Source organism: Carboxydothermus hydrogenoformans Z-2901 (genome assembly GCF_000012865.1).
Taxonomy (GTDB): Bacteria; Bacillota; Z-2901; order Carboxydothermales; family Carboxydothermaceae; genus Carboxydothermus; species Carboxydothermus hydrogenoformans.
This window is the reverse complement of the sequence record NC_007503.1, coordinates 1,777,931-1,796,140: the sequence shown is the minus strand read 5'-3', so window position 1 is coordinate 1,796,140 and position 18,210 is coordinate 1,777,931. Positions and strand designations below refer to the sequence as shown.

General features: G+C 43.0%; 22 protein-coding genes. 21 read left to right on the top strand and 1 reads right to left on the bottom strand.

What is annotated here, in order from left to right; translation table 11 throughout:
- Positions 1-258 precede the first annotated feature (258 nt).
- The gene (gene glmS / locus CHY_RS09360; RefSeq protein ID WP_011344902.1) at positions 259-2,088 is read left to right on the top strand and encodes a glutamine--fructose-6-phosphate transaminase (isomerizing); all 1,830 of its coding nucleotides are present in this window, start codon (positions 259-261) and stop codon (positions 2,086-2,088) included.
- 54 nt (positions 2,089-2,142) lie between these two features.
- Entirely contained in the window at positions 2,143-2,559 is a 417-nt protein-coding gene (locus CHY_RS09355; protein ID WP_011344901.1) for a CD1247 N-terminal domain-containing protein, read from the top strand.
- Between the two features lie 18 nt (positions 2,560-2,577).
- Here CHY_RS09355 and CHY_RS13410 read toward each other — a convergent pair whose 3' ends face one another.
- Entirely contained in the window at positions 2,578-3,249 is a 672-nt protein-coding gene (locus CHY_RS13410) for a tropomyosin (RefSeq protein WP_011344900.1), read from the bottom strand.
- A gap of 92 nt (positions 3,250-3,341) precedes the next feature.
- Here CHY_RS13410 and spoIIIAA point away from each other — a divergent pair, with 92 nt between their 5' ends.
- From spoIIIAA to xseB, 19 genes are all read left to right on the top strand, one after another.
- Positions 3,342-4,289, top strand: a complete 948-nt coding sequence (gene spoIIIAA / locus CHY_RS09345; RefSeq protein ID WP_011344899.1) for a stage III sporulation protein AA — start codon at positions 3,342-3,344, stop codon at positions 4,287-4,289.
- A 1-nt stretch (position 4,290) separates the two neighbouring features.
- Positions 4,291-4,794 carry a stage III sporulation protein SpoIIIAB gene (gene spoIIIAB, locus CHY_RS09340; protein ID WP_011344898.1) on the top strand — a complete coding sequence of 168 codons (504 nt, stop codon included), beginning with the start codon at positions 4,291-4,293 and terminating at the stop codon, positions 4,792-4,794.
- Between the two features lie 12 nt (positions 4,795-4,806).
- Positions 4,807-5,007: a stage III sporulation protein AC gene (gene spoIIIAC, locus CHY_RS09335; RefSeq protein WP_011344897.1), complete on the top strand. Its 201-nt coding sequence runs from the start codon at positions 4,807-4,809 to the stop codon at positions 5,005-5,007.
- Positions 5,008-5,016: 9 nt separating this feature from the next.
- Positions 5,017-5,406 carry a stage III sporulation protein AD gene (gene spoIIIAD, locus CHY_RS09330; protein WP_011344896.1) on the top strand — a complete coding sequence of 130 codons (390 nt, stop codon included), beginning with the start codon at positions 5,017-5,019 and terminating at the stop codon, positions 5,404-5,406.
- Between the two features lie 10 nt (positions 5,407-5,416).
- Positions 5,417-6,544, top strand: a complete 1,128-nt coding sequence (gene spoIIIAE / locus CHY_RS09325) for a stage III sporulation protein AE (RefSeq protein ID WP_011344895.1) — start codon at positions 5,417-5,419, stop codon at positions 6,542-6,544.
- Between the two features lie 10 nt (positions 6,545-6,554).
- Positions 6,555-7,037 (top strand): stage III sporulation protein AF, encoded by a 483-nt coding sequence (gene spoIIIAF, locus CHY_RS09320; protein WP_011344894.1) that lies wholly within the window; start codon positions 6,555-6,557, stop codon positions 7,035-7,037.
- On the top strand, positions 7,034-7,615 hold the full coding sequence (gene spoIIIAG / locus CHY_RS09315) for a stage III sporulation protein AG (RefSeq protein ID WP_011344893.1): 582 nt from the start codon (positions 7,034-7,036) through the stop codon (positions 7,613-7,615). Before spoIIIAF ends, spoIIIAG begins: the two co-directional genes overlap by 4 nt.
- Positions 7,602-8,066, top strand: coding sequence for a SpoIIIAH-like family protein (locus CHY_RS09310; protein WP_041537741.1), 465 nt, complete (start codon positions 7,602-7,604; stop codon positions 8,064-8,066). The genes spoIIIAG and CHY_RS09310 overlap by 14 nt, the downstream gene beginning before the upstream one ends.
- Positions 8,067-8,187: 121 nt before the next feature.
- Positions 8,188-10,041: a sodium-extruding oxaloacetate decarboxylase subunit alpha gene (gene oadA / locus CHY_RS09305; RefSeq protein ID WP_011344891.1), complete on the top strand. Its 1,854-nt coding sequence runs from the start codon at positions 8,188-8,190 to the stop codon at positions 10,039-10,041.
- Between the two features lie 59 nt (positions 10,042-10,100).
- Entirely contained in the window at positions 10,101-11,450 is a 1,350-nt protein-coding gene (accC, locus tag CHY_RS09300; RefSeq protein ID WP_011344890.1) for an acetyl-CoA carboxylase biotin carboxylase subunit, read from the top strand.
- A gap of 77 nt (positions 11,451-11,527) precedes the next feature.
- Complete coding sequence (locus CHY_RS09295) at positions 11,528-11,929, top strand: Asp23/Gls24 family envelope stress response protein (protein WP_011344889.1); 402 nt, start codon at positions 11,528-11,530, stop codon at positions 11,927-11,929.
- Between the two features lie 45 nt (positions 11,930-11,974).
- Complete coding sequence (gene amaP / locus CHY_RS09290; protein WP_011344888.1) at positions 11,975-12,514, top strand: alkaline shock response membrane anchor protein AmaP; 540 nt, start codon at positions 11,975-11,977, stop codon at positions 12,512-12,514.
- A 13-nt stretch (positions 12,515-12,527) separates the two neighbouring features.
- Positions 12,528-12,740: a DUF2273 domain-containing protein gene (locus CHY_RS09285; protein ID WP_011344887.1), complete on the top strand. Its 213-nt coding sequence runs from the start codon at positions 12,528-12,530 to the stop codon at positions 12,738-12,740.
- A 17-nt stretch (positions 12,741-12,757) separates the two neighbouring features.
- Positions 12,758-13,192, top strand: coding sequence for a transcription antitermination factor NusB (nusB, locus tag CHY_RS09280; protein WP_011344886.1), 435 nt, complete (start codon positions 12,758-12,760; stop codon positions 13,190-13,192).
- A complete protein-coding gene (locus tag CHY_RS09275) occupies positions 13,192-14,151 on the top strand; it encodes a glycoprotease (RefSeq protein ID WP_011344885.1) in 960 nt (319 codons plus the stop codon). The genes nusB and CHY_RS09275 overlap by 1 nt, the downstream gene beginning before the upstream one ends.
- A gap of 52 nt (positions 14,152-14,203) precedes the next feature.
- Positions 14,204-15,040, top strand: a complete 837-nt coding sequence (locus CHY_RS09270; RefSeq protein WP_011344884.1) for a sulfide/dihydroorotate dehydrogenase-like FAD/NAD-binding protein — start codon at positions 14,204-14,206, stop codon at positions 15,038-15,040.
- A gap of 4 nt (positions 15,041-15,044) precedes the next feature.
- A complete protein-coding gene (gene gltA, locus CHY_RS09265; protein ID WP_011344883.1) occupies positions 15,045-16,439 on the top strand; it encodes an NADPH-dependent glutamate synthase in 1,395 nt (464 codons plus the stop codon).
- Between the two features lie 125 nt (positions 16,440-16,564).
- Positions 16,565-17,983 (top strand): exodeoxyribonuclease VII large subunit, encoded by a 1,419-nt coding sequence (gene xseA / locus CHY_RS09260; protein ID WP_011344882.1) that lies wholly within the window; start codon positions 16,565-16,567, stop codon positions 17,981-17,983.
- Positions 17,970-18,206, top strand: coding sequence for an exodeoxyribonuclease VII small subunit (gene xseB / locus CHY_RS09255; RefSeq protein ID WP_226986703.1), 237 nt, complete (start codon positions 17,970-17,972; stop codon positions 18,204-18,206). Before xseA ends, xseB begins: the two co-directional genes overlap by 14 nt.
- Positions 18,207-18,210 lie beyond the last annotated feature (4 nt).

The window sequence follows — 18,210 nt, the reverse complement described above, 5'->3', positions numbered from 1 at the left end:
TAAAAAATTTTTTTGGCTCTTTTTCACCGACCTCAAGAATGGGAAAATCTGCTTGTATGTTACAAATTTTATACTCTAAGAGTTAAACCCACAATATTTGGCAGGGTAATGAAGGCTGGTAAAAATATACTTTTACTGACTGCCTAACGCTAATCACCTACCACTATTATTGTGGGGAGGGTATTTTATTGCTTTTTTGCCTTTTGAAAAAACTAAAAACTGAAAATAATAAACTATTATTGATTGGGGGAAACAAACATGTGCGGAATTGTTGGCTATATTGGACCTAAACCTGCAGCACCGATTTTAATCAGTGGCCTTAAAAAATTGGAGTACAGGGGTTATGATTCGGCAGGTATAGCCGTTATCGAAGATAGCCATATCAAGATTACCAAGTCTGTGGGAAAAATTGCCAATTTAGAAGAAAAGCTTTCCGGGGTTATTTTAAATGCCACTACCGGTATCGGTCATACCCGCTGGGCAACTCACGGTAAACCGTCGGATGAAAATGCCCACCCGCACTTGGACTGTACCGGCAAATTTGCCGTGGTGCATAACGGGATTATCGAAAATTACCTGGATTTAAAAGAAGAATTAATGGCTGAGGGACATACTTTTCGCTCGGAAACCGATACGGAAGTATTAGCTCACCTTTTGGAAAAGTATTATGCGGGTGACCTTTTAGAGGCGGTAATAAAGCTTCAGAAAAGATTACACGGTTCATATGCGGCAGCTTTCCTGGCTTTAGAGGAACCGGGCAGGATAGTGGCGGTAAGAAAAGATAGCCCTTTAATTGTGGGTTTAGGGGATGGCGAAAATTTTCTTGCGTCAGACATTCCGGCCATTTTGAACCATACTCGAAAGACCTATATCCTTCAGGATGGCGAAATTGCTGAATTAACCGCTAACACAGTGAAAGTCTACGACATGGGTGGAAATCCGGTGGCCAAAGAAATCTATGAAGTAACCTGGAATGCCGAAGAAGCGGAAAAAGGCGGTTACGCCCATTTCATGCAAAAGGAAATTTTTGAACAGCCCAAAGCCTTAAGGGATACTTTAGCCGGTAGGTTAGATGCCGAAAACTTAGAAGTAAAGCTGCCGGAAATTGAGGAAAACCTTGAATTTTATAAAAGCTTAAACCGTATTTTTATTTCTGCCTGCGGGACCGCTTATCATGCGGGACTTGTAGGGAAGTATCTTTTGGAAAAATTGGTGCGGATTCCGGTTGAAGTGGATGTGGCTTCGGAGTTTCGCTACCGGGATCCTTTAATTGGGCGAAATGACCTCTTGGTGGTAATCAGCCAGTCGGGGGAAACAGCCGATACGTTAGCAGCGCTAAGGGAAGCAAAAAAGCGGGGAGCCCGGGTTTTAGCGGTAACTAACGTGGTAGGAAGCTCCGTATCCCGGGAGGCCGATGACGTGATTTATACCTGGGCAGGTCCGGAGATTGCGGTGGCTTCGACCAAGGCGTACACTACCCAGCTTCTCGTGATGTACCTTTTTGCTCTTTATCTGGGAAGAGTAAAAGGCACCATTGACGAAAAACTTTATAAAGAAATGGTCTTCGGGCTTAAAGAAATTCCCCAGAAAGTGCAGGAAGTTCTTGAAGCAGAAGATAAAGTTATTGAGTTTGCCAAAAAGCATTTAAATAAAGAGGATGCCTTCTTTATCGGCAGGGGTCTTGATTTTGCGGTAAGCTTGGAAGGACAGTTAAAGTTAAAAGAAATATCTTACATTCATGCCGAAGCTTATGCTGCCGGTGAGTTAAAGCACGGGACTTTAGCTTTAATTGTCAAAGACGTACCGGTAATAGCTCTGGCTACCCAGGAAGCTCTATTTGAAAAGATGCTTTCTAACATTAAAGAAGTAAATGCCCGGGAAGCTACCATTCTTGGAATAGCTTTTGCAGGCAAAAAGGAAATAGCTAAAGTTACCGATGAGCAAATATATCTACCCCGGGTACCGGAGCTTTTAGCTCCCATCTTAGCGGTGGTGCCTTTGCAGCTTTTGGCGTACCATATGGCAGTTTTAAGGGGTAACGATGTTGATAAACCGCGCAACTTAGCAAAAAGCGTGACGGTGGAGTAAAATTTGCTCTCCCGGAAATAATAAAAAAGAAATTATTTTCCGGGAGGGATTTTTGTGGATGACATTGTCGGCAGGGTAAGCTACTTGCAGGGACTTGCAGAAGGCATTAATTTAAAGGAAAAGGGTAAAGAAGGGGAAATAATTACGGAAATAATTGATTTAATCGCTGACCTTACGGAAGAAGTAAGGAGCTTAAGAGACGACCAGGAACGGCTTGAAGAGTACGTAGAAACGGTGGACGATGATTTATATGAATTAGAAGATGCAGTTTACGATGATGACGAAGAGTTTACCTATGTCACCTGTCCCGAATGCGGAGAACGGGTTTATTTTGAAAGGGAGCTTTTGGAAGCGGACGATAATTATGAGATTACCTGTCCTAACTGCGGGGCCCTGGTGCTGGTAAGTGAGTTTATTGAAAATAGGAGAGAACAGGCTTTAAATCAACAAAATTACGATGATGTAATTTAAGGCGGGAGCAATCCCGCCTTAAAAATTTACCTCGGGTTTGTAGCCGGTTTTAAGTACCCAAAATTCTTTTTCTAATTCCTGTAAGCGGTGGGCCAAAAAGTCGGTTTTCAGAGAGTAGGTCCTGGCAAATTCTGCAAATTTACTTTGGTTTTCAAGAATTTCCTGTTGCTTTGCGGCGATCCCTGCAACTTCACGGAAAAGCTCCGGCATTTTTTCGGTAAGATATAAAACGTTTTTAGCAATGATGTTTTGGTTTTCTTCTAAAGAGCTTGTCCTTTTTTCCAGTGAATCAAAGCGATTTTCCAGAGTTTCTACCCGAACTTTAAGACTAATAACCTCACCTTCTAAATGGTCAAGCCTTAGTTCAACTTTGTCCAATCTTTCTTCAACTTTATCCAATCTTTGTTCAACTCTATCCAATCTTTGTTCAACTTTGTCCAATCTTTCTTCAACTTTGTCCAATCTCTTTTCTACGCTGTCCAGTCTTTGTTCGACTCTATCCAGTCTTTGTTCAACATTTTCCAGTCTTTGTTCAACATTTTCCAGTCTTTGTTCAACTCTATCCAGTCTTTGCTCGATGTTTGTTACTTTAGTATTTAGGTCAAAGAGACTTTGGTCAATCCGTTGCAGGTGACTGTTTAGATTACTCAGGGCTTTTAAAACTTCCTGCGTGAATTGGGCTTGCTCCATAAAAATCCCCCTCAAGTTTTATTAACTAAATTATAGCATAAAACACTAACTTGTCTAATATTTTATATACAAAAAAAGGAAGGAGGGGAAGAATGCGGGAAGTTTTTGAGATTTTAACCCCGACCTTAAGAAAGGTTTTAGAGGGAGTCGTTGATCTTCCCCTGGAAGAAATTAGAGTCAGGAAAAACCGGCCTTTAAGCCTAATCTTTGGAGAGGAAGAAGTATTTATCAATGGGCGTGGGGAATACACTTTTGAACAGGACAACGGGGTATGTCTGGCGGAGGAGGAGTTTTTGGCACTATTTCAATTAATTACGGCCTCATCTTATTATGCCTTGGAAGAAGAATTAAAACAGGGATACATAACAATAAGAGGGGGACATCGTATTGGTTTTACCGGTCAGGCGGTATTGGAGGATGGGAAGGTGCGCCATATAAAAAACGTCTGTAGCATCAATATCCGGATAGCGCGGGAGATAAAGGGAGTGGCAGAAAAAATAGTACCATATCTTATTAACAAAAACGGCGAGCCGGTCAATACCTTAATTTTGTCTCCACCCCGCAGCGGGAAAACAACCATGCTCAGGGATTTAGCAAGAATTTTTGCCAACGGCTCTGCCCAGATCGGAATTCCGGGGATTCCGGTGGGAATTGTGGACGAGCGTTCGGAAATTGCCGCATGTTATAAAGGAGAACCGCAGTTGGATGTTGGTATCCGGGCCGATGTTTTAGATGGCTGTCCTAAAGCCCAGGGAATGATCATACTTTTACGCTCCATGGCTCCAAAGCTAATTGTTACCGATGAAATCGGGCGGGAAGAAGACGTGGGAGCACTGATAGAAGTGGCCAATGCCGGTGTAGCGGTATTTACATCGGCTCATGCCCGGGATATGGATGATTTAAAAAAGCGGCCCCGGTTTTTACCCTTTTTGAAATTGGAGATTTTTGAAAGATACGTAATTTTAAGCCGGCGAGAAGGACCGGGGACGGTGGAAGCGGTGTTAGATGGTCAGGGAAAAGTTATCTTTGGGAGGGGTTAGAATGTACCTTAAGCTTTTGGGAGCGTGTCTAACCGTTACTGGAACCGGTGCTTTGGGATTTTACCTTGGTAACCGGTACTTGCAGAGGGTTAGGAATTTAGAAAGGTTAATTAACCTCTTAAACTTCTTAAAAACCGAAATTCGTTATAAAGCTACACCTTTACCGGAAATTTTTGCAAAAATGGCTAATTCCGAAGAAGGAACGGTGGCCAAGCTTTTTGAGATTAAGGATAGGACCTTGCCGGTTAATCAGGGACTAAAAAAAGCTCTTGCGGAAGGGTTTTCCCAAACGGCTCTATTAAAGCGTGAACAGGAAATACTCTTAGCGTTTGCTGAAAAAATTGGAATATCGGATTTGCGGGAGCAGGAAAATCTCTTAAATTATACCTGCGAACAGTTAAAACTTGTTTTGGCCGAAAGCCGGCAGGAAGCCGAGAAAAATGTCAAACTTGTTAATTACTTGGGAGTGCTTGTGGGAGCGTTTTTGGTTTTGCTGTTTTTTTAAAGGAGGGTTATAATGGCGAGCATTGAGATTATTTTTAAAATTGCAGGAGTTGGCATCTTAACCGCGGTTATTCATACGGTTTTAAAACATGCGGGCAAAGAAGAACAAGCGTACATGGCCACCTTGGCAGGGATATCCATAGTACTATTTTGGGTGATTCAAATACTGGCGGAACTTTTTACGGAAATTAAAACCGTGTTTAAGCTGTTTTAGGAGGTCCTTATGGAGATTGGAACGGTGGTGGGCCTTGGTTTAATAGCTACTACTTTGGCCTTGATTGTTAAAAAGGAGCGTCCGGAAATAGCAGTTTTATTAAGCTTAACCGCTGGAGTAGTGGTATTTTTACTTTTAATGGATAAAATTGCGGCAGTTGTGGAAGTGTTTACCGGTTTAGGGGAGCGAGCTGGTCTTAACAGTTTATATTTGGGGATTATTTTTAAAATAATTGGCATATCGTATCTTGCGGAGTTTGGTGCCCAAATCTGTAGGGATGCGGGAGAAGGGGCAATTGCTCAAAAAATCGAGCTGGCAGCCAAAATTTTGGTCATTATTTTGGCAATTCCCATCCTTATGGCGGTTTTAGAAACTTTATTAAAACTACTGCCCGAGTAGGATGAAAACCATGAAAAAACTCAGTATTTTTGTTTTTACCTTAATTTTCCTTATCCTCAATGGAGTGGTCCCGGTATTTGCCAACGAAGTAAGCCTGCCAGTTGAGGCGGAGAAAATTTTAAATTCTGCTGAACAGGAATTAAGAAAAGTCGTTCCGCAAGTGGATCTTAAAAGAGAAGTATTGGCAATTTTTCGGGGAGAGAAGGAAATATCGTTTGCCGAAATATGGGAGAACCTGAAGGGAACCCTTTTAGCTGAAATCCGGGGAAATATAAAAATTCTCCTAAAGCTGTTTATTTTAGCTATTATCCTTTCCCTATTACGGCAGTTGGAAAATAGCTTTTCTTCCGGAAGCATAGCGCAGATTTCCCAAGCGGCGTGCTACCTGGCTTTTATGCTTTTAGCCCTGCAGAGTTTTACCCTGGCGTTAAAGATTGGCAGGGATGCGGTGGAAGGAATGGTTGGGGTGGCTCTATCTTTACTGCCGGCAAGTCTTGGCTTGATTGCGGCAGCTGGAGCCGTGACTACTTCTGCCTTGCTTTCTCCGACTTTATTTGGGGTAATTGGGATATTGGGGAGCGTCATTAAAAACTTAGTTTTTCCCCTGCTTTATCTCAGTATTTTAGTGGAGATTGCTGCCGGAATAAGCGACCGATTTTCCCTGGATAAATTAATAAAGTTTGCCCAGCAGTTAAGTATCGGGTTAGTTGGTCTAATGTTAAGTTTACTTTTAGGGGTTGGGGCTTTAGAAACCGTTGCCGGAGGGGTTGCCGATAATTTTATCTTAAAGACCGCAAGGTTTGCTACCGGAACTTTTGTACCGGTAGTGGGAAAAGTTTTAACCGATGCCGTAGAAGCCGTTGCCGGAACTGTTTATCTGTTAAAAAATGCGCTAAATGCCTTGGGCATTGTGATTTTGTTCGGGGTGGTTACCGCTCCAGCGGTTAAAATACTGGTTTTAGGAGGTTTATATAAATTTGCCGGAGCTGTTTTAGAGCCCCTTGGAGAAGAAAACTACGTTAAGACTTTAACCGGAATGGGTAATGCCCTCCTTTTAATCTTTGGCGTTTTAGCAATTTTAAGCTTATTTTTATTTTTCCTTTTTGCGGTGTTGATTTCCGCCGGTAAACCCGTATAGGGGTGATAAAATGGAAAGTTTAATTAAACTTGCCCGGGAAATAATTTTTTTACTTCTCCTTTTTACTTTTTTAGAACTGCTCCTGCCTCTTGGACAAATTCGGAACTTTACTCGGGCAATGATTGGCCTTTTACTAATTATGGCCATGCTAACATCACTGATGGAGCTTTTGCATGCAAACTGGAATTTGGCGGTTTTTTTACCGGAAAGTCAAAGTAAAACAGTAGCGGTGAGTCAGGGAAGCCTGTTGGAAAATGCCAGGTCAGAGGCGGAGAAGACCCTGGAAGCTCAGGTAAAAGCCCTTTTAAACTTAAACGGGGGCAAAGTAAAAGACGTGGAGGTTAAGCTTGGAGAGGGACAGGTGGAGGGAGTTACGGTTTACTTAAAAAAGCCGCTGGAGGAGGGGGAAGAAATGCGTTTTGCGGAAGTTTTAAAAGCATTTTTTGGTATAGAAAAAAACATAAATTTTAAAGCATTGGAGGTGGGTCAATGAAGTTTTGGGAATTTTTTAAAGAGATGGAACGGGACAAACTTGTTTTCTTTGTAAGCCTTGCGATAATTGGTTTGGTATTTCTGGCGTGGGGGGATAGCCCGAAGAGTAAAACCACAACCCCGGAGTTACCAAAAAGCAGTGCTCAGATTGAATCGGAAATTAGCCGCCAGGAGAAAGAACTTGCCGAACGTCTTGAGGGTATTTTAGGAAAAATTGCCGGAGTTGGGGAAGTAGCGGTTGAAGTTAAGCTTTTACGCAGTTCAGCAAAAGAGTATGCTTTAAACCGTAATGCCGGGCAAAAAATTACCAATGAATCGGAAAAATCGGGAATTAATCGGAGTATCAACGAAAACACCGACCAAAAAGAAGTGGTATTAATAAAAGACCGGGAAGGGCAGGAAAGCCCGGTGTTGTTAACCGAAGAAACACCGGTAGTGGGTGGAGTTGTTGTAGTGGCCGAGGGAGCAGGAAATCCAGCACTAAAAGAAAAAATTGTCCAGGCGGTTGCCAGTGCCCTGGCGGTACCGCTTCATAAAATTGAAGTACTGGAAGGGGGGAGCGGGGTTGTACGTCATTAAAAAGCAATGGCTGGTTGGCCTTGGGATTTTTTTAGCGTTGGTTCTTGCTTTAGTTGTAACTGTTCCAAGGCCAGAGGAAAGTATAACAAGTACAAAACCAAACACTGTAGTTGATAGCTCGTTAACGACGGCCAAAAATCTCGGGGAGTTCAGATTAATGCGGGAAAAAAATCGTTCTTACTTAATAGAAAGCTTAAAGGAGCTTGGGACCAATCGCCAGGCGGCGGAGGAAAGAATTTTAAAAATTTTGGATTTTAAGGAAAAAGAAAGTTTTTTGGAGGAAACCTTAAAAGCCCGTTATGATACCGATGTGGTTGCCTATCTTCAGGATACCCAGGCGGTAGTAGTGATGAAAAAAGAGGAAGATGATAAAATCCGCCTGGAAATAAGAGATTTTGTGGCCCAAAATTTAAATTATCCTCCCGGTAAGGTGCTGGTAATCTTTAAATAAGTATACTTGTATACTTATTTCCAAAGAGTTTCGTGAATTTATAAGTTTTTATATAATAACCGTGTAAAAGCAAAAAAAGAGGTGCGAGTACCTCTTTTTTTTATATTCAGGGGTGAGAGAGATGAGGCGCAGAGTAAAAATTACCGATACAACCTTAAGAGATGGTCACCAGAGCCTTTGGGCCACCAGGATGCGGACCGAACACATGCTTCCCATCTTAGAAAAACTTGACCGGGTGGGTTATCATTCCCTGGAAGTGTGGGGCGGAGCTACTTTTGATGTTTGCCTGCGCTATTTAAAAGAAGATCCCTGGGAGCGCTTAAGAGCAATTAAAAAAATTGTTAAAAATACCCCTTTACAAATGCTTTTACGGGGTCAATCGTTAGTTGGTTACCAGCATTATCCCGATGATGTGGTAGAACGTTTTGTTTTTAAAGCTGTGGAAAATGGCATAGATATTATAAGAATTTTTGACGCTTTAAATGATATTCGCAATATGGAAGTCCCGATTAAAGCCGCAAAAGCCGCCGGGGCTCATGTGCAGGCGGCGGTAGTTTATACTGTTAGCCCGGTGCATACTTTGGAGCATTATGTTGAAACTGCCAAACGTTTGGTGGAAATGGGTGCCGATTCCATTTGCATAAAAGATATGGCGGGGTTATGTACCCCCTACCAAGCTTATGAATTGGTGGCGGCTTTAAAGAGAGAGTTAGGGGTACCCCTGCAATTTCACAGCCATTACATCGGGGGTCTTGCCGTTGGGGCTTACTTAAAAGCCATTGAAGCAGGGGTGGATGTGGTGGATACCGCCAGCGTACCTCTGGCGTTCGGTGCTTCCCAGCCGCCGGTGGAAACGGTGGTGAGAGCCCTGGCGGATACCCCTTATGATACCGGACTTAATATTCACGAGCTTTTTGAGATTGCCCGTTATTTTGAAGATTTGCGTAAACGGTTAGGCTATGAACGGGGGGTTACCCGCATTTCCGATATGCGGGTTTTTGAACACCAGGTGCCGGGTGGGATGATTACCAATTTAATTAGCCAGTTAGAAGAGCAAAAGGCGTTGCACCGCCTGGAAGAAGTTCTGGAAGAAATACCGCGGGTCCGGGCGGAGCTTGGTTATCCTCCCTTGGTTACTCCTACCAGTCAAATTGTAGGGACTCAGGCGGTGTTAAATGTTTTAACCGGGGAGCGGTATAAATTAATTCCGGGAGAAGTTCGCTCGTATGTGCAGGGATTGTATGGAAGGCCGCCAGCTCCTATTGACCCGGAAATTAAAGCCAAGATACTTGGGGACCTAAAGCCGGTGGAGTGCCGACCTGCTGACTTGTTAGAACCGAGAATGGAAAAAATAAAAGAAGAGATAAAAGATTTAGCCCGGTCGGAAGAAGATCTTTTGTCTTATGCTTTATTCCCCCAAATTGCCCGCAAGTTTTTTGAAGAGCGGGAGCAGGGAAAATTAACACCGGTGGTGAATAATAAGGAAGTAAAGCAAAAGACTAAGGAATTGAGGAAGGAGGAGCAAAATTTGAATTTAAAGGAAGTACGGGAATTAATACTCTTATTAAACGAAACAAATATTTCGGAACTGATTATTGAAAGTGAAGGTACGAAAATTGCCATAAAAAAAGGCCAGGGGTCGAGCGAAGGAACGGTAACTATGTTACCGCAGGCCCCGGTAACGGAGGCAAAAGGAGTTGAGAGCAAAGAAAAAGTAGAAGAAAAAAACGAGGGTAATTTTTCGTTGATAACTTCACCTATGGTAGGTACTTTCTACCGAGCACCCGCTCCTGGAGCGCCGCCTTTTGTGGAGGTCGGGCAGAAAATAAAGCCTGGAGATGTCCTTTGTATCATTGAAGCTATGAAACTTATGAATGAAATTGAAAGTGAGATAAGTGGCGAGATTGTAGAGATTTTAGTTGAAAATGGTGAAATGGTGGAGTACGGTCAACCGCTCTTTAAAGTAAAGGTATAGGAAAAAATTTGCCCAAAAGTTTTTGACTTTTGGGTAATTTTTTGGAAAGGAATGATTGGATGTTTAAAAAAGTTCTTGTAGCCAATCGGGGAGAAATTGCCGTCCGGATTATTCGAGCATTACGAGAAATGGGAATTTCAAGTGTTGCGGTTTATTCTGAAGCGGACCGGGAAAGTTTGCATGTAAAGCTTGCCGATGAGGCGATTTGCATTGGCCCGAAAGAATCAAACCGAAGCTACTTAAATATACCGGCGATTATCAGTGCTGCTCTGGTCACCGGAGCCGAAGCTATTCACCCGGGCTACGGCTTTTTGGCGGAAAATGCGGCTTTTGCCGAAGCGGTAGAAGCAAGCGGATTGACTTTTATTGGTCCGCCACCCCGGGCCATCGAGTTAATGGGAGATAAGGCTACGGCCCGTCAAACCATGATTGCAGCGGGAGTTCCGGTAGTGCCCGGTTCCAAAAAAGTTGTTGAAAATGTGGAAGAAGCTGTGGCTATAGCCCGGGAGATTGGGTATCCGGTAATGTTAAAGGCTTCGGCGGGGGGCGGTGGTAAAGGGATGAGGATTGCCCAGAACGATGATGATTTGGCCAAAGCTTTTATTACCGCCCGTACTGAAGCTCAAAATGCCTTTGGCAATCCCGATGTTTATTTAGAAAAATACGTGGAAGAACCGCGGCACATCGAGATTCAAGTTTTAGGAGACAAGCACGGAAATTATGTTTATTTATTTGAGCGGGATTGCTCTATTCAGCGGCGTCACCAGAAGTTAATTGAAGAGGCACCTTCTCCCTTTGTTGACCCGATTCTGCGGGAAAAAATGGGGGAGGCCGCTTTAAAGGCCTGCCGGGCCGTTGATTACTACAGTGCCGGAACGGTGGAGTTTTTAGTGGATAGAAATAAAAACTTTTATTTTATGGAGATGAACACCCGTATTCAAGTGGAACATCCGGTTACGGAGTTTATTACCGGTGTAGACCTTATTAAAGAACAAATTAAAATTGCCGCCGGAGAAAAGCTGTCCATAAGTCAAAAAGATTTAAAAATCAACGGTTGGGCTATAGAATGCCGGATTAATGCTGAGGATCCGGAGAAGAATTTTATGCCCAGTCCCGGAACGGTAACCGAATATTTGCCTCCCGGTGGTAATGGGGTGCGGGTCGACAGTTTTCTTTATTCCGGCTATAAAGTTGTACCCTATTACGACTCGCTGGTGGCCAAGGTGATAACCTGGGGGCAAAACCGGGAAGAAGCAATTTCCCGGATGCAGAGGGCTCTTCTGGAAATGCGTGTCGAAGGAATTAAAACAACAATTCCTTTTCATTTAAAGGTATTGGAAAATGCCTTTTTCCGTAAGGGTGAAGTTTACACAAATTTTGTGCAGAGAAGAATTTTGGCCGAAGAGTAATTATTATTGTTGAAAAATTTACCGCTTGTTATAATATGATTAAAAGATGGTTATAAAAATTCGAGGAGGTTTTTTTCGTGGATGGCAGAGATAATAAATTAATCCGTGAAGAAGGGACCGAAATTGGGAGTATAAAAATCAGTGACGAAGTTGTTGCGGTAATTGCCGGATTAGCAGCTTCGGAAATTCCCGGTGTGGCGGGAATGAGCGGTACTTTGGCTGGGATTGCTGAAAAGCTCGGGATGAAGTCGATGGCCAAAGGTGTAAAAGTTGAAGTAGGGGAAAGGGAAACGGCGATTGATTTATATATCATAGTGGAGTATGGAGTGAGAATTCCTGATGTGGCCAGTGAGGTTCAGCAAGCGGTGAAAAAAGCTGTGGAAAACATGACTGGCCTTACAGTAGTGGAAGTCAATGTTCATGTCCAGGGAGTGCACTTTCCCGCTGAAGGGAAGGAAGAGGAAATACGGGTCAAGTAGTGGCGGGTTATAACCCGCCAATCTTATTGACAAAGGGGGGTAGAAATGAACTTTTTAGACCGGAGTATCTTATTTCTTTATGGTTTTGTAACGGTCATCTTACTTTTTTGTTTTATGCTGGTGGTTTTAGGCTGGCATTTGCCAATTTTTTACATAAAAAATTTGCTTTTTGATGTCCAATTGCGGACCGCACTTTTTGCTTTTCTCCTGGTACTGTTCCTTTTAGGCCTGAGAGTGGTTGCCTTAAGCTTAAAAACCCAGCATAAAAGAGATAAGGGAATTTCTTTAGAAGGGGAGCTTGGCCAGATAAACGTTACCTTTGATACCATAACGGCTTTAATTAAAAGGGTTGCGGGAAAAATTCCGGGAGTAAAAGAAGTACGGCCGGTTTTAGAAGCTTATCCCGAAGGATTAGGGGTAGAAGTATTGGTGCGAGTACTTCCGGATTTAAACATACCGGAAACCTCCAAGCGGTTGCAGGAAGAGATAAACAGCTACATCCAGGAAAGCTTGGGGATAAAACTTTCCAGGATCAAGATAAAAGTAGAAGATATTGCCCAGGAATTAAGGCCGCGGGTAGAATAGGAGTGTGGAGCCAATGGACGAGTGGGAAATTTTCTTTCAAAAAAACCGGGGAAAAATATTAGGGATGGTTATTGGTGGAGGTTTTGGTTTTTTAGCCATTGCTTTTGGCTTCTGGAAAGCATTATTCCTGGCGATATGTCTTGGCCTTGGTTATTTTATTGGAAAACGTTTAGATGAGGATCAAGATTTTAGCCGGGTTTGGGAGAAAATTTTTAAAGAGCGGTAACATAGGGGAGAGCGATTGTGAATCGTCATACGGCAAGGGAATTAGCATTTAAGGCGCTGTTTGGACTGGATTTTGCTCCAGAAAAAACTTTGGATACCCTGGAAAGTCTGTGGGCGGAAAAAATTGCTGAAGGGAAAATACCTCCGGAAAAATTGGTGGATTTCTCCAGGGAATTGGTGCGGGGGGTTATTGAGAAAAAGGAACGATTGGATGAGATTATTCGCCGGCGCGCCATCGGGTGGGATTTTAAAAGACTGGCAAAGGTGGACAAGACTCTTTTGCGCCTGGCTTTGTATGAAATGTTATATCGACCGGATATTGACATTCCGGTTTCTATAGATGAAGCGGTGGAATTGGCCAAAGTATACGGTGAAGAAGAGTCACCAAAATTCATCAATGGAATTTTGGGATATGTGGCTGAACATATCGATGAATTCTGGGAGGAAAGTTAATGGAAGGTATTTTTCTGGGGTTTGATACAAGCAACTACACAACGTCCTTTGCCGCCGTAGACGGTGAGGGACGTTTAATTTTTGACTTAAGGAAAATACTGCCGGTACCTGAAGGCGAGGTAGGGTTAAGGCAGAGGGATGTAGTTTTCCTGCACCTGCGGCATTTAAAGGAAATGGTGCAGGAAGGTTTTAACAGAATTTCCCGGGACCAGGTGCGGGGTATTGGTGTCTCGGTTAAACCGAGGCCATTACCGGAATCGTATATGCCATCTTTTTTGGCGGGAGAAGTGATTGCCAGTACCCTTTCCCTTGCTTTAGACGTCCCCCTTGTTAAAACTACCCATCAGGAAGGGCATTTGGTGGCGGCCCTTTGGTCTTTAAAAAAAGATTTTCCCAGGTTTTTAGCCATCCATTTTTCCGGAGGAACCAGTGAGATTTTAGAAGTTGAAAAAGAACCTCAAGGTTACAAAGTAAAGGTGCTGGGTAAAAGTCTTGATATTTCTGCCGGACAGCTGGTAGACCGCATTGGGGTCTTATTGGGACTTCCTTTTCCTTCCGGCAAATTTTTAGAGGAATTGGCCCAAAAGGCAGTAGGGATTCTCAAAGTGCCGGCGACTTTTGTCAATGGCAACTGGCACTTCTCCGGGGCAGAGGCATATTTAAAAAGAAAGCTTAAAGACTTTCCGGCTTTTGAAATTGCGCGGGCAGTAGAGGAAGTAATAGCCAGGACTTTATTTAAAATTATCCAGTATCATGCCAAAGATAATCTTCCGGTAGTTTTAATGGGCGGGGTTGCGGCAAATAATTATATAAAAAATTTTTTATTGGAAAAATTAAAGAAAAGAAGGGTAGCAGTAGATCTTTACTTTGCTGAAGTCCAGTATGCTTCCGACAATGCTGTTGGTGTTGCGGAAATCTCGCGAATTAGCAGGATTTTTAAAATTAGTGAAGAATATTAATAAAATTATGAAATAAATATAAAATTCATAAAACTCAAAGGAGGGCGGCTTAGTGTTTAAAATCTTAAAAAAGGAAAACTTAGCACCATCAATTAAACTTTTTGAAATTGACGCACCTTTGGTGGCAAGAAAAGCTCAGGCTGGGCAGTTTATTATTTTAAAAATTGACGAAAAGGGAGAAAGGATACCGCTCACCATAGCCGATTATGATCGGGAAAAAGGACTTGTCACCATTATCTTCCAGGAAGTGGGGAAAACCACCAAACAGTTGGGACTCCTTAATGAGGGGGATGCTGTTAGCGATTTTGTAGGCCCTTTGGGTGTTCCCTCCCACATTGAAAACTTCGGAAATGTGGTGTGTATTGGCGGAGGAGTGGGTATTGCCCCCATTTATCCTATAACCCGGGCATTAAAAGAGGCAGGAAATAAAGTTACTGGGATTATTGGTGCTCGCTCGAAAGAATATCTCTTCTGGGAAGAGAAAATGCGGACGGTAACCGATGAGTTGCTGGTAACTACCGATGACGGTTCGTATGTGAGAAAGGGTTTTGTCACCGATGTTTTAAAAGAGGTTATTGATCGCGGGGAAAAAATTGATTTGGTGGTGGCGATCGGGCCGCTACCGATGATGAAGGCGGTAGCTGAGGTTACCCGGCCTTATCAAATAAAAACCATAGTTAGTTTAAATTCCATTATGGTGGATGGAACGGGGATGTGTGGAGCCTGTCGGGTAACGGTTGGCGGCCAAACTAAATTTGTCTGTGTTGATGGCCCGGATTTTGATGGTCATTTGGTTGATTTTGATGAGCAAATGCGTCGGGCAAAAATCTACCAGGATGAAGAAAAGAGAGCCCTCTTAAAATTTGAAGAGGGCTGCGGGAGGTGCTAAAGCTATGGCGTTTGATCGGCCAACAAAAAAGTACCCCATGCCTGAACAGGACCCTAAAGTGAGGGCAAAAAACTTTGATGAAGTGGCTCTGGGTTACAGTTTGGAACTTGCCATGAAAGAAGCTGAACGGTGTCTTGACTGCAAGAAACCTGCCTGCAAGCAGGGATGTCCGGTGGAAGTTGATATTCCTGACTTTATCCGGTTTATTAAAGCAGGAGATATTGACAGCGCTATCAATAAAATAAAAGAAAAGAATGCTTTACCGGCGATATGCGGACGGGTGTGCCCTCAGGAGTCCCAGTGTGAAGGCCAGTGTGTTTTAGGGAAAAAGGGTGAACCGGTGGCTATCGGCCGTTTAGAACGATTTGCTGCGGATTATGAATTAGCAAAAGGCACCCAAAATGTTACGGTTGCTCCTCCTACCGGCAAAAAAGTAGCGGTGATAGGTTCGGGACCGGCAGGTCTGACCTGTGCTGCCGATTTGGCCAAACTGGGTCATAAAGTTACTATTTTTGAAGCTCTCCATGTTCCCGGCGGCGTGTTAATGTACGGGATTCCCGAATTCCGTTTACCCAAACGGATAGTGCAACAGGAAATTGACAATCTAAAGAAACTTGGTGTGGAAATAAAAACCAACACCGTGATTGGTAAAAGTTTAACCGTTGATGAACTTTTAGATGAAGAAGGCTATGATGCGGTATTTGTGGGTACCGGGGCAGGACTTCCGAATTTTATGGGGATTCCCGGGGAAAATTTAAATGGGGTATATTCGGCCAATGAATTTTTAACCCGGACCAACTTAATGAAAGCTTATCTCTTTCCCGAATACGATACTCCTATAAAGGTAGGCGAAAAAGTTGCAGTTTTAGGAGCCGGTAACGTGGCTATGGATGCCGCCCGGACCGCATTGCGGCTTGGGGCGAAAGAAGTCTACATCGTTTACCGGCGCTCGAGAAACGAGATGCCTGCCCGCTTGGAAGAAATTCACCACGCCGAAGAAGAAGGGGTAAAGTTTATGTTACTTACCAACCCAACCCGCATAATCGGTGATGAGAATGGATGGGTTAAAGCTATGGAGTGTTTGAAGTATGAACTGGGTGAACCGGATGAATCGGGCCGGAGATCGCCGGTTCCAATACCCGGGTCGGAATTTATTATTGAAGTGGATACGGTGGTGGTAGCTATTGGGCAAAGTCCAAACCCCCTGGTTCCCCGGACCACAAAAGGCTTAGAAGTGGGACGCAAAGGCAATATTATTGCCGATGAGAACGGAAAAACTACCCGGGAAGGAGTCTGGGCTGGCGGCGATATTGTTACCGGTGCTGCTACTGTAATCAAGGCAATGGGGGCTGGTAAAAAAGCTGCCAGGGCTATCCATGAATATTTAATGTCTAAATAGTTACCAACGAGTTTTAAAACCTTGAATAGGTTAAGCTTGTAGATCAAGCGATTTTTATGTTATTATTTAGAAAAGAACAGATGTTCCGGATTTAATTACTTTAATTAAAGAGGTTGGTACGATAAATGGCTTTATTTATTGTTACAGTTTCGGAATTAACCGATTATATTGCCGAAAAATTTGAAAAAGATGATTGGTTAAATCAGGTTGCGGTAGAGGGGGAACTTTCTAACTGCAAGTTTTCCCAGGGACACCTGTATTTTACCTTAAAAGATGAAAGGGCAGAGCTCAAGGGCGTCATGTACAAAGGACGGGCCTCGGCTCTGCCTTTTATTCCTCAAGATGGCCAAAAGGTCATTGTTTTTGGCCAGGTGGCGGTCTACAAAAAAAGGGGTATATACCAAATATATGCTGAGATGATTGAGCCCCTTGGCATCGGGGCTCTTTATTTAAAATTTGAGCAAACAAAAGAAAAGTTAAGGGATAAAGGATATTTTGCCGAAGAGCGGAAGAAAAAACTGCCCCGCTATCCGGAAAAAATTGGCATCGTTACGTCGAAAAACGGTGCAGCTATTAGAGATATTTTAACAACAATAAAAAAGCGTTGGCCCAAGGCTACTCTTTATTTAGTTCCTGTGGCGGTGCAGGGCGATGAAGCTCCCGGACAGATAGTAAAGGCGCTAAATTTATTAAATCGTTATAAGCTGTGTGAAGTAATAATTTTAGCCCGGGGAGGGGGAAGTTTTGAGGAGTTAGCGGCTTTTAACGAAGAGACGGTTGCCGATGCTATCTATGCTTCTAACATTCCCGTAGTTACCGGAATTGGGCATGAAACCGATACTTCAATTGCCGATATGGTTGCCGACCGCCGGGCGCCGACCCCAACGGGAGCGGCGGTTGAAGCTACCCCCAATTTAGTGGAAATATGGAATAATTTACGGGAGCAACGCCAGAAAATGGTCAAAGCCTTAGCTAATTATTTCCAGCGGGAACAAAAAAATCTGGAATTTCAGGAAAGAAGAATATTGAGAGCATACGAAAAATTAATAACCGATAAAAGCCGGGAAGTTACCGAAGGGCTGGAAAGGCTTTTAAGAAGTTTTAAAACAACTTTTCAGCAAGAAAAAAATCGGCTAAGCCTTTTAAAGGAAAAACTTATCCTTCTTTCCCCATATCTTCGTCACAAACAGCAAAAAGAAAAACTCGAAGAGTTAAAAGAGAGACTTTTTTTACGGTGTGCTGAATTATTAAAAAGAAATCAGGCGGTTCTTATCCAGCAAAGTTTGAGGCTAAGAACTTCCGTAAAAAATCTTGTTTTACAAAAAAACTTGGTACTTTCCTCTTATGAAGAAAGATTAAAGCTTTTAAATCCGCTAAAAATTTTAAATCGGGGTTATGCGGTGGTCTTTGATTTTGAAGGCAGGGTTGTAACTTCCGTTAATAATCTTCCGGAAAGATTTAAAATTAAATTTTCCGATGGGGAAGCCTTGGCGAAGGCCCTTGGCAAAAATATAATTGAAGGTGATAAGAATGATGACCTTTGAAGAAGCGATGAATAGATTAAACGAGATTGTGGAACGTTTGGAACGGGGAAATGTAGGGTTAGAAGAAAGCTTGGCTCTTTTTGAAGAAGGATTAAAGCTTCACCGTTTTTGCAGCGAAAAGTTGAAAGAGTTAGAATTAAAGTTAGTGGAAGTTCAGGAAGATGAAGCCGGCGAGGTTACTTTTGAGGAAATTGTGGAAATGGAAGATGATTTACCTTTTTAGCGGA